Below are 12,943 nucleotides of genomic sequence, written 5' to 3'. Positions count from 1 at the left end.
TTTACAACGATATCAATTTTGTTTGTTTCAGTTTTCTATATTCTAAAGGACTAACACCTTCGTGTCTTCGAAAATATCTTGAAAGATTCTTGATAACGGTATAGCCACAAAAATCGGATATTTCAGTTACAGACAAATCTGTTTCTATCAAAAGTTGTTTTACTTGCTTGATTCGCAATGTGTTAATTTCGTCCAAAATACTTCGTTTTAAAACGGACTGAAATCTTTTTTCCAATACTCTTCTGGACAAGGCTGTTGCATTAACAACATCGTCAACTGAAATTAACTCTTTAAAATTATAATAAATAAAATGGAGTGCCTTACTCACCTCTTTGTCATCTACTGCTAAAAAATCAGTTGATCTTCGTGTAATAATTTGAAGGGGTTCAACATAAATATCAGTGAATTTAAAATCTTTATTTGCAATCATTTTACTAAGCAATTGTGCCGTTTCAAAACCAGCTTTTTCGGTATTCAAAGAGATGCTCGACAAAGGCGGATCGGATAAGTTACAAATACTCAAATCATTGTCCACTCCAAGAACCGACACTTGCTCAGGCACATTGATTCCAACTGCTTTGCACGCTTCGGTCACATGCTGTCCTTGATTGTCATCGCAAGTCATTATTGCAATTGGTTTTGGCAAAGCCTTCAGCCAATCCGAGAGACTCGATTCTTTATAACTCCATAATGGTGGCGTTTCCTCTTTTTGATGCTGATATACATAGACATCAAAACCATATTCTTTGACTTTGTTAGAAAAACCTTCACACCTTTCTCTAGACCAAACCATATTGTCGAAACCATAAAAAGCAAAATTGGTAAATCCTTTTTCTACAAAATAAGTGGCGGCCATTTGCCCTGTTTCCTTATATAAACCGGTAATATTCGGAATTTCTAAAAACCGTTCTTTAGTATCTTGAGCAATTATTGGGATTTCAAGTTGAAGTAATTTTTCAAACGATCGTTCCGTTTCAATTTGCGCAATAATTCCATCTGCTCCCCATGCTTTTGCCCATGTAATAACATTCTTTAAATCTTTCTTACTGCCATTTATTAAAGGAATGCGACAAAAATTAAGAGGCCCAAATAATCTCGAATATTTGGCGATTCCATTGAGAAGTCCTCGTCCATATTCTTCAGAAAAATTAACTAACAACAGAATTTTGGGTGTCATTTTTGATGTGATATTTAAAACAATGTTTTATTGACTAATCTAATTTCTTAAAATTAATTGTTCGCAAAATGAAGATTAATTACCGCAAATATACCATTAAGAATCAAATTACGAACCTATTTTTGTCTCCTAGTTATCCTTAAAGGCTTTTCAATTTAAATACAGGAATCTTTTTTTAGAAAATATTTCAATCGTTCTCGGTTGTTTTACACAAAATTAAAATTTCATTTCATCAATTAAATTAAGGGTTTAAACTAAAAAAAATAATTATACCCTTTTAAACGGCCTAATGCGATTTAACAACATTACATAATTTTCAAATAGCAATGAATAGATTAGATACAAAATATAAAAAATTCGGATTGTGTACTGATATGATGCATACAGCCGAATTAATTCGGAATTTTAATTCAAAAGATGTTATCCCATTTGTAAATAGGATAGAAAATAATAAAAAGTTTTTTATCACTGGAGAAGGAAGCAGCCGAATATTTCCTGCAAAGAATATGATCAGCAATTCGTTACGTTATGCAACTGATTTTGACATAAAAACGGAAGGGGCAAGTCAAGCAAAAGAATATGATTTAACCCATTTTATTGTATTTGGTGCTTCCAATTCTGGCAAAACAAGTGAACTTATTGGTTTGTTTACCCAATTGCAAAATTCGAATCACACCCAACTATTTGCCGTTACCGCTAATACTGCAACACCATTAGAAAATATAGCCCAACAGACTAATGTCTTAAAATGTGGCCTCGAAAAATCTGTAGCAGCAACTATCAGTGTAATTGAGCAAGCTTTGTTTTTTGACACTTTATTTTGTAAATTACAAGATGTAAAAACACCTAGTTTGGATGAATTGTCACTCAAATTTTTAAATGCGTTGTCCATTGCTGTTTCCGAGGATATTATAATCAAAATACTAAATGCTGACACCATTTATTTTGCTGGTAGAAACAACGGTGTGGCCGAAGAGTTGACGCTCAAAACGCAAGAAATTATTCGAAAAAAAGCGGTTTATTTAGAAGGAACATACGCCCTTCACGGAGCCGAAGAAGTTATGACTCCAAATGATGTGATGATTATTATTGATCCTATTGAAGAGGAAGAACACAAATTCAAAACTCATTTGGAAGAAGGTGTTGGTATCAATATTATTGCAATTTCAAATCGTCAAACACTGTTTCCTACTATTTTGATTCATGAAATTGAGTATTATGATACCTATTTGCAAATGGCCGCCGGCTGGAATCTTTTGGTTGAATGCGGATTACATTTAGACATTGATTTGGATAAGCCGGAACGCGCTAGAAAAATTGGAAATGAATACCTTATAGAAGTATAAATTATGAAAAATCTAAACCATACAATTCGTTTATTTATTGCATTCCTTTTATTGCTGTTGTGCAAAATGGAAACTTTAAATGCTCAAAATATAAAATTTGAACATCAACTAAAAGAAGGATGGAGTATAGAATCTTCAAAGAAAGTAAATACTACAGGAGATAAAATTTCACAAAAAGGGTTTGATGATTCAAAATGGTATAAAACTACTGTCCCATCAACCGTAATGGCGTCTTTAATTGCCAATAATGAATATCGGGATATTTTTATGGGAGACAATCTTGACAAAGTAGACACCACTAGATTTAGAACCCCGTGGTGGTACAGAAACGAGTTTACTATCGGGGATTCTTCCAAAAACACAGAGCTGATTTTTGAAGGAATCAATTACCGCGCCAATATTTGGTTGAATGGCAAAAAAATAGCAGCTGCAGATAGTCTTTTTGGTGGTTTTAGAATTTTTTCTTTAAACATTTCAAAAAGCGTAGTAAAAGGTAAAAACACACTTGCTGTAGAAGTATTTCATCAAAAAAAGAATGAACCTTCGATTGGTTTTGTCGATTGGGCACCTATGGCTCCAGACCGAGAATTGGGATTGTGGAGACCTGTAAAACTTAAGATTTCGGACAAAACCAGCTTAAACAATATTTTTGTAACCTCAAAAATTGACAAAAAAGAATACAAAATTGCCGAACTGCAAATAACTGCCGAGGCGGTAAACAATACTTCAGTAGTGGTCGAAGCCATTGTAAAAGGCCGAATTGAAAACATCAATTTCGAAAAGAAAGTTACGCTTCAGCCTTTCGAGAAAAAATTGGTTGTTTTTAATGCTTCCGATTTTAGTCAATTGAAAATTAAAAACCCACGTTTGTGGTGGACGTATGAATTGGGGAAACCAAATTTGTACAATTTGAATATGACGATAGAAACAAATAATACTGTTTCTTTTTCAAAAACAACCACTTTTGGCATTCGTGAAGTCGAAGATTATATCACTGCAGAAGGTTATCGAGGATACAAACTAAACGGTGTTGAAATTTTAATAAAAGGAGGCGGATGGGTTGATGGAATGTTCTTAAACGACACCGAAGAAAAAGTAAAAGCACAATTGCAATATGTAAAACAAACCCACATGAACACCGTTCGTATGGAAGGTTTTTGGGGAAATAGTGAAAGAATATATGAAATGGCCGACGAAATGGGGCTCTTAATGATGGTCGGCTGGAGTTGTCAATGGGAATGGAACGCCTATCTGGACAAACCCGAGGATGATTTTATGTCTATCAAAACTCCAGAAGACATGAATTTGATTGTAAACTACACTAGAGATCACGTCAATTGGTTGCGAAACCACCCTAGTATTTTTGTTTGGGTTATGGGAAGTGACAAATTACCTCGCCCGGAATTGGAAAAAAAATACCATGTTTTATTTAATGAAATTGATTCTTCAAGACCTCTTTTAATGTCTTGCAAGGAAATGGATAGTGAGATTTCGGGTAAAACGGCTGTAAAAATGAGAGGCCCATACGAATATGTAGCACCCAACTATTGGTTTATCGACACTGAAAATGGAGGTGCTTTTGGATTTAATACCGAAACGGGACCAGGACCACAAGTCCCTTCGCTTGAAGTACTGAAAAGTATGATTCCCGAAGATAAATTATGGCCCATAAACGCAACTTGGGAGTTTCACTGTGGAAGAAATGAATTTAACACGCTTAATCGGTACGTAAAGGCTTTCAATAACAGATATGGCGAACAAAACAATGTGGAAGATTTTACTTTTAAAAGTCAAGCATCCAACTTGGAATCCATGCGCGCTATGTATGAGGCATTTGCAATCAACAGAAGCAAAACAACAGGAATCATTCAATGGATGTACAATTCGCCTTGGCCTAAATTGATTTGGCAGTTCTGGGATTATAATTTATTACCCAATGCTGCTTTTTATGGGGCAAGGTCTGGTGCACGTCCTGTAAACATTGCTTACAACTATGGTGATAATGCAGTTTATGCAAGCAATTTGAATCCGCAGACTGCCAACAATCTACAGGCAACAATTCAAATTTTTGATTTTAATGGAAAATTGATTTTCGAAAAAAACGACAAAATTGCTGTGAACGGAAATGCTTCGCATAAAATAATTGACTTGCCGAATGACCAGAATTATTCCAAAGTATATTTTTTGAAACTAAAATTAACAGACGAGAACGGAAAGGCAATTGCTGATAATTTTTATTGGCTGTCGACCAAAAAAGATGTTTTCGATTTCAAAAAATCAGATTGGATCAATACGCCATTGGTAGAACATGCTGATTTTAAAGATTTAGACAAATTACCTAAAGTTAAAATCGAAACTGAAAATAGTATTAAAAAGCAAAATGAGGAATATGAAGTCACTGTAAAACTTAGCAATCCATCAGACAAAATTGCCTTTTTGATTGAGTTGAGTATAATGGGAGAAACATCAGGAAAATCGATAGTTCCAGTTTTATGGGACGACAATTATATTTCTTTAGTTCCAAAAGAAAGCAGGACAATCAAAGTCACTTTTCCTGCCTCGGCTTTGAAAGGAGAGAAACCTGTTTTCAAATACAAAGGCTGGAATGTAGAATAAAAAAATCACTTTCAATATCAACTGAATAATGGCTTTTCATTATTCAAAAACAGAGTGGTTATGAGTCTAAAAATAAAGACGTCATAACCGAAAGGGAAAACCTATGCCAAAATCTGAACCTCTTTAAAAATCACAAACCAATGAAAAACAATAATTTAACCGTAGGACTAGTATTTCTGACCTTTTTTGTCATCTCTTTTTTGACTAATATTATGGGACCATTAATCCCCGATATTATTAACAGCTACAAATTATCTCTCGGAATGGTTGGGTTTCTTCCCTTTTCTTTTTTTGCAGCTTACGGAGTGATGTCAACATCGGCAGGAGTTTTGCTCGAAAAATACAGAGAGAAAAAAGTAATGGCTTTTTCGTTTCTAATGGCAGCATTGGGTTCTTTATTGTTTGGATTATTCCCTTATTATTCCATGGCACTGGTTTCTTTATTTTTAATAGGAATTGGAATGGCTGCTTTACAGGTTGCAATTAATCCTTTGCTCCGAGTTTCTGGTGGCGAAAAACATTTTGCTTTTAATTCTGTAATGGCACAATTGTTTTTTGGATTGGCCTCTTTTTTAAGTCCCTTGGTTTACAGTTATTTGGTTACTAATATCAAACACGACGGTACAAATTCAAATGCTTTTTTGGAAATCCTTTCAAAATTGGTTCCAGAAAACCTGAACTGGGTTTCACTCTATTGGATTTTTGCCATCACGGCACTTGCAATGGTGGTAATTATTCTACTTTTTAAATTTCCAAAATTCGAATTAGAGGAAACCGAAAAAGCAGGAACTTGGAGTGTTTACAAAGATTTGCTAAAGAACAAAACCGTGCTTTTATTCTTCTTCGGAACATTTGCTTATGTAGGCACCGAACAGGGAATTGCCAACTGGATGTCCAAATTTCTAAGTGATTATCACGGTTACGATCCTCAGACTATAGGAGCTGAAGCCGTTGCTTATTTCTGGGGACTATTGACCGCTGGATGCTTGCTGGGTTTACTGTTACTTAAATTTATGGACAGTCGGAAAGTACTCATCTTGTTTACTGTTGCTGCAATTATATGCCTGACGATTGCTCTTTTTGGTCCTGCACAAATGGCGTTGTATGCTTTTCCACTTTCTGGTTTTGCGCTATCGGTAATGTGGTCTATTGTGTTTTCTCTCGCTTTGAATTCTCTTGAAAGCAATCACGGTGCTTTTTCCGGAATTTTATGTACAGGCATTGTTGGTGGTGCGGTAATGTCTTTAATCATTGGAAAATTGGGAGACATCATTGGGTTGCGTTTTGCGATGACCCTACTCTTTATAACCCTTGGATACATCCTAAGCATTGGTTTTTGGGCAAAACCTTTAATTACAAATGCTACAATAAATTTAAAAAAAGTAAAAGAAAATTAATCATTATATAAAAATATAAAATGTTGGAAAGAAAAACTATAGGCGTTGATATGGGTGGAACAAAAATCCATGCAAGTCTAATTTCAGGTAAAGAAATAATTTCCGAATGTACTTTAGACACCCCTGCAAAAGAATCTGAAAAAGCCGTATTAGACCGATTAATTGAAGCCATTGAGCAAGTATTTCAATCGGATTGCGAAGGAATTGGAATTGGTGTTCCAAGTGTTGTTGATTCAGAAAAAGGAATTGTTTATGATGTAGTTGCCATACCCTCTTGGAAAGAAGTACACTTAAAAGAAATACTCGAAAACCATTTTAAAACACCAGTGTATGTAAATAATGATTCCAATTGTTTCGCCTTAGGAGAGAATTTTTTCGGAAAAGGAATTAATGCCTCAAATTTTATTGGTGTAACTATAGGAACAGGATTAGGAAGCGGCATCATTATAGACAATAAATTGTACCATGGAGCCAACACAGGCGCGGGTGAAATTGGCAGCATTTCTTACAAAGACGGAATTATTGAACAATATACTGCCAGTGAATTTTTTACTTCTAAAGGTTTGGACGGCGAAGAACTTTATAAAGCCGCCAAAAATGGAGATCAAAAAGCATTGGTCACTTTTGAAGAATACGGAAAAAACCTTTCTGAAGTGGTGAAAATTATTTTATATGCCTATGATCCAGAAGTAATCATTCTTGGAGGATCCATCAGCAATGCTTTTGAATTTTTTATTGAAGCGGTTTGGAAAGATTTGGAAGATTATATGTATCCCATTGCATTGAAAACTTTAAAAATAGAAAAATCAGAACTTAAGAACAGTGCTGTTTTAGGAGCTGCAGCATTGGTTTATAATTTTAAAACCGAAACTATTTTAGAATCATAAATTCTCGAATTAAAATTAAACCACCTATATATTATCTAACCTATTACTAACCAATTAAATTATCACGTATGAAAAATAGTCTACAAAAAGGCTTTTTAGTTTTTATAACTATGATTTGCACTAGTTTGATCTATTCCCAAAATATAACGGGAATAGTGACGGATTCTAACGCACCACTTCCTGGAGTTTCTATACAAATAAAAGGCAGCAATACAGAAGCTCAAACTGATTTTGACGGGAGCTTTACTATAAAAAATACAGGAGAAAATACTGTTTTGATCTTCAAATATATTGGTTTTAAAACCCAAGAAATAAATGTGAATGGCAAAAATGCTCTCAAAGTTGTAATGACAATAGAGCAAAACCAACTCAATGAAATTGTGGTTGTTGGATACGGTACTCAAAAGAAAAGTGTTGTTACTGGGGCCATTTCGAGTGTCAAAGCCAAAGATCTGGAAAAAGTACCCAATGGCCGTATTGAGCAAGCTTTACAAGGAAGGGTTTCGGGCGTTACAGTTGCTTCCAATTCAGGTTCACCTGGTTCTGCTTCTACAATTAGAATTAGAGGGATAACTACTTTTGGAGAGGGAGGAAACGATCCCCTTTGGGTAATTGACGGTGTGGTGGTTGATGCTGGCGGAATAGGATTTCTGAACCAATCTGATATAGAATCTATGGAGGTTCTTAAAGATGCAGCTTCGGCGGCGATCTATGGAACTCGTGCAGCAACAGGCGTTATTTTGGTGACAACCAAAAAAGGAAAATCAGGAAAATTTACGGTTAATTATAATGGATTTGCTGGGTTTTCGGCACCAGAAAAAACATTAAATTTATTAAACGCCAGTCAATATGGCGAAATAATGAACGAAAAATATAGCGCATCAGGATTACCTGAAAAATTTTCAAATCCTGCCACATTAGGAGCAGGGACAGATTGGCAAAAAGCTATTTTCAATACAGGTGCTTTTCGTTACTCACACGAATTAAGCATCAGTGGCGGAAATGATGTTTCCAATTTTTATACTTCTTTTGGACTATTAGATCAAGAAGGAATTGTCTCAACCGAAATTTCAAATTACAGTAAAAGGAATTTCCGTTTAAATTCTACTCACAAAATTTCAAAAGTATTTACATTGGGGCAAACTCTTGGATTTACTACTCAAAAAACAGTTGGAATTGGGGAAACAAATACGGAATATGGAGGAGTTCTTGGGTCTGCCATTCATCTTGATCCAATTACCCCAATTGTAGAAACAGATCCTATTTTGGCAAATGCACCACCATATAGTACAAATCCCGTAGTGCGTGATGCAAATGGCAATCCTTATGGTATATCCGAATATCTTTCGCAAGATTTTACCAATCCTGTTGCTTATGCCAAAACTAGATTGGGAAACAATCAGTCGTTTTATGACTTGGTAGGGAATGTTTATTTGGAAGCAACTATTTCTAAAAACATTAAAATTAGATCCACTTTTGGTGCCAAGCAATCTATTGGCGGAAGTGTAGCTTTTATACCCGTATTTTATTTGAATCCAAATGTTACCAATCCGATCAACAGTTACAACAAAAGTGAGTACAAGGATTTTGCTTGGAACATTGAAAACATTTTGACTTATTCAAACAAATTTGGGGATCATAACTTAACTGTTTTATTGGGACAAGGATCCTATTCCAGTAATAATGGAGGAGGATCTGCCGTGACGTATTCAAATTTGCCAATTAACGATTATCGTAATGCCTCTTTTAACTTTGATGTTCCAGCTTCAGACCGATATGTAACGGCTTATGATATGACGGAGCATAAATTGACTTCATTATTCTCAAGAGTTAATTACGACTACAAAGAGAAATATATTTTTACTGGAATTATCCGTCGCGATGGATCTTCTCGTTTTGGGGAAAATAATAAATTCGGTGTATTCCCTTCATTCAATTTGGGGTGGATTGCCTCCAAAGAAGATTTTTGGAAAACCAATGATATAATTAATCTGTTGAAAATTCGTGGAGGATATGGAGTTGTTGGAAATGATGCGATACCTGATTTTAGATATTTATCATTAGTTTCTGGTGGATACAATTATGCTTTTGGGAAAGATGGAATCATTCAAACAGGCTACGGAAATGGAACACTAAATAATCCTGATCTAAGATGGGAACAAACCTCTCAAGCAACTCTTGGTTTTGAAACTCGTTTTTTCAATTCTCTTAGTCTGACTATTGATTTGTACAAAAAATCTACCGAAGGAATATTACGACCAGTGAGTATTCCTGGATATGTTGGTGTTCCTGAATACCCAACTGGCAATGTTGCCAATATGGACAATAAAGGAATTGAAGTGGAGTTGGGTTACAAAAAACAATTTGGTGATTTCAATTTTTCGGCCAATGCAAATTTTGCCTATTTAAAAAATGAAATTACTCAAATTGATTCGAATACCAATTTCATACCGGGTGATGTCAAATTTCAATCGATGGATGAAGTAACAAGAACACAAGTTGGACATTCTTATAATGAATTCTATGGTTTTAAAACCGCTGGTGTTTTTCAAAATGATGCCGAAATTGCGGCTTATAAAAACAGCAAAGGAATAATTATCCAACCAGATGCAAAACCAGGTGATTACCGCTGGGCAGACACCGATGGAAATGGAACGATAGATGTTAATGACAAACAGTTCTTAGGAAGCAGTATCCCAAAATATACCTTTGGTTTAACTTTAAATTTAGACTACAAAAATTTTGACTTCATGGTCTTTACACAAGGAGCGGCTGGGAATAAAATATTTCAAGGATTGCGCAATTTGGATGCCAAAGACGCCAATTATCAAACCAGTGTTTTGGATCGTTGGACTGGCGAAGGGACTTCGAACGATTATGCTCGATTGACTTACAATGATGACAATGGGAACTTTACAAAAATGTCAAACTTTTTCTTGGAAGACGGAGCTTATTTGCGCTTAAAATTGATTCAAATAGGATACTCATTACCCACAAATGCTATTTCAATAATTGGTGCTACTAAATTACGTTTTTACGTTTCAGGAGAAAATCTAATGACTTTTACAAAATATACAGGATATGACCCAGAAATTGGAGGTGGTGTTTTTGGAATAGACAAAGGAACTTATCCGCAAGCAAGATCATTCTTGTTTGGTGCTAATTTACAATTTTAATAAAATCTAAACTTATGAAAACTATATTATCCAAATATATATTTATTACAATTGCAGTAGTTACTTTAGGTTCTTGTGATGAAGAATTTGTAACTGTAACTCCAAAAGGTGCTTTTCAAGAATCTGATTATTATACCAATGAAAAGCAAGCTACTAGTGCGCTTGTAGGTGTGTATGACATCTTACGAAAAAACACAGGTGGGTTTGAAAATATTTTAACCGTAATGAACTCAGGTTCTGATGATTTTTATGCTGGTGGCGCCAATGATTCGGATGGTTTGGGACATCAGTATTTTTCGAAACATGCATTGACACCAACCTATATTTATGCCAGTTTATGGAATGATCATTATCAAGGCATTTACAGAGCCAACAAGTTGCTTCAAAAACTCCCAAGCATTCCGATGGATAACAATCTAAAAGTCAGATATGCGGCCGAATCCAAAGCCTTACGAGCTATTTATTATTTCAATTTGGTGCGAATGTTCAAGAACATCCCTTTATTACTTGAACCATTGACACTTGACAATATGAGAACTGTTGTTCAAGCAGATCCCAAAGCGGTTTATACTCAAATCGAAAAAGATTTAGTGGAAGCCATTGCTGTTTTGCCAGTTTCTTTACCAGATGATGAATTAGGACGCATTACCAAAGTGGGTGCCCAAGCAATGCTCGGAAAAGTATATTTATATGATGGAAAAAATACAGAAGCTGCTGCTGTTTTGTCCGAAGTAAATGGAACGCCAGGAGGAACCAATCAATACGGGAATCATCTGTTGGAACATTTTGAAGATTTATGGAAATTTGAAAATGAGTATAAATTTAATGTAGAATCCTTAATTGAAGTATCACACACCAATAATTCACAAACGCAATGGGGATCGGATGCGGAGTCCTTTGGTGGAGCTGCAGAAGGAAATGTGGCCAATCAAATGATAGGTATTAGAGAATATGACAAAGGCACCACAACAGATACCGAATTGGATTTATCACCAGGTTGGGGATTTAATGTCGTGACTCAAGATTTGTATGATGCTATGCAAAACGACAACCGTTTCCATGCTACTATATTAGATCTGAAAGAACTGAAAGAAAACGGTGCAGTTACCTATGATGCCGGATACCAAGGAACAGGGTATTTTTTAAATAAATTTCTGCCTAGATCCAAAGATCGCAATCAAGGACCAGGAGAAGTCGATTTGAATTTTCAACAAAACTCATATATTATCAGATTGGCTGACACGTATCTACTAGAAGCCGAAGCTTTGGGAGGAACAGGAACAAGAGCACAAGCACTTTTGGATGCTGTAAGAGCTAGAGTAGGCATGCCTTCTATTCCCGTATCACTTTCGGCGATTAAAAATGAAAGAAGAATGGAACTTGCTGGCGAAGGACATCGTTTTTTCGATTTAGTAAGATGGGGAGATGCGGCAACCAAACTTGCAAACAGAGGATTTGACGCTGGTGTCGATGAAATTTTCCCAATTCCGTTTAATGAAATGCAAGGAACAAAAATGAAACAAAATCCAGGGTATTAAGTTCCGTTATATTTGGTTAGTTAAAAGAGAGGACAGTTTACATTGTCCTCTCTTTTTAATTTTTTATCTTTTGAAATTCAATGTTTTTAGCCGATAGAAAATCCATCATGCTAAGAACATTACTGTTTTTAATTAGTTTTTTGGATTTGGGATCAGTATCACAAAACTGTAGAAAAAGATCTATTTCTTCGAGTTTTAATTTTAAAGTTTCAAGGTAGAATTTTTGATTGCAGGTGTTTTTTGCCAATACTGCAAATTCAATTTCTGGCCCTTTTTCTTTGGGCGGTTCTTTGTCTTTTATGAACAGTCCCAAAACCATTCCAAATATTCGATTGATATCGGCACCGTTTTCTATAGCTCCATCGTAAACTCCAGTTCTTGGTTTACTTGCAGCTTTATCCAAAGTTATTTCGTCCACTTTTCCTTGTTCGTAGCCTTTACTTCCGCTCAATTTCAGGGAAGGTAATTTTGTAATCACTACTTCTTCTAACTCTTCTGGTTTTAGGTTCAAATAAACAGCCAATCCTTTTTCATCATACAGTTTTTCGTTTACAAGCAACTTTTTCAATTGATACTCTTTTGAAATAAAAACGAGTAAATCATTTGTTTTTGCAGGAATAGAAAAATTACCAAACTGATCAGTGCTTGTTTGAGCTTTAGTGTTAAAATTAATAATAGCAACTCCCTTAATAGGAAGATTTTGATTGAAAACTTTTCCTTTTAGCATTTCTTCTTTTTGAGAAAAACTAAATTGAAAGAAAAACAAGAATAATACAACAAGTAAATTTACCTTCATAAGTAAGAAT

The 12,943-nt window shown here is 35.1% G+C and carries 8 protein-coding genes; 6 read left to right on the top strand and 2 right to left on the bottom strand.

Going from position 1 to position 12,943, the window contains the following annotated elements; translation table 11 throughout:
• Window position 1: 1 nt before the first annotated feature.
• The gene (locus tag OYT91_RS15505) at window positions 2-1,177 is read right to left on the bottom strand and encodes a XylR family transcriptional regulator (RefSeq protein WP_281238677.1); all 1,176 of its coding nucleotides are present in this window, start codon (window positions 1,175-1,177) and stop codon (window positions 2-4) included.
• Between the two features lie 326 nt (window positions 1,178-1,503).
• Here OYT91_RS15505 and OYT91_RS15500 point away from each other — a divergent pair, with 326 nt between their 5' ends.
• The 6 genes from OYT91_RS15500 (at window position 1,504) to OYT91_RS15475 (ending at window position 12,137) form a co-directional block, all read left to right on the top strand.
• On the top strand, window positions 1,504-2,523 hold the full coding sequence (locus tag OYT91_RS15500; RefSeq protein WP_281238676.1) for an SIS domain-containing protein: 1,020 nt from the start codon (window positions 1,504-1,506) through the stop codon (window positions 2,521-2,523).
• Window positions 2,524-2,526: 3 nt separating this feature from the next.
• Window positions 2,527-5,139, top strand: a complete 2,613-nt coding sequence (locus OYT91_RS15495) for a glycosyl hydrolase 2 galactose-binding domain-containing protein (protein ID WP_281238675.1) — start codon at window positions 2,527-2,529, stop codon at window positions 5,137-5,139.
• A gap of 140 nt (window positions 5,140-5,279) precedes the next feature.
• Window positions 5,280-6,536 carry an MFS transporter gene (locus OYT91_RS15490; RefSeq protein ID WP_281238674.1) on the top strand — a complete coding sequence of 419 codons (1,257 nt, stop codon included), beginning with the start codon at window positions 5,280-5,282 and terminating at the stop codon, window positions 6,534-6,536.
• Between the two features lie 20 nt (window positions 6,537-6,556).
• Entirely contained in the window at window positions 6,557-7,423 is an 867-nt protein-coding gene (locus tag OYT91_RS15485) for an ROK family protein (protein WP_281238673.1), read from the top strand.
• Window positions 7,424-7,491: 68 nt separating this feature from the next.
• Window positions 7,492-10,599 (top strand): SusC/RagA family TonB-linked outer membrane protein, encoded by a 3,108-nt coding sequence (locus OYT91_RS15480; protein ID WP_281238672.1) that lies wholly within the window; start codon window positions 7,492-7,494, stop codon window positions 10,597-10,599.
• Between the two features lie 14 nt (window positions 10,600-10,613).
• Complete coding sequence (locus OYT91_RS15475; protein WP_281238671.1) at window positions 10,614-12,137, top strand: RagB/SusD family nutrient uptake outer membrane protein; 1,524 nt, start codon at window positions 10,614-10,616, stop codon at window positions 12,135-12,137.
• A 55-nt stretch (window positions 12,138-12,192) separates the two neighbouring features.
• Here OYT91_RS15475 and OYT91_RS15470 read toward each other — a convergent pair whose 3' ends face one another.
• A complete protein-coding gene (locus OYT91_RS15470) occupies window positions 12,193-12,933 on the bottom strand; it encodes a BamP family beta-assembly machinery protein (protein ID WP_281238670.1) in 741 nt (246 codons plus the stop codon).
• Between the last annotated feature and the right edge of the window lie 10 nt (window positions 12,934-12,943).

It is taken from the genome of Flavobacterium praedii, from assembly GCF_026810365.1.
Taxonomy (GTDB): Bacteria; Bacteroidota; Bacteroidia; order Flavobacteriales; family Flavobacteriaceae; genus Flavobacterium; species Flavobacterium praedii.
This window is presented reverse-complemented; position numbering and strand designations above follow the sequence as displayed.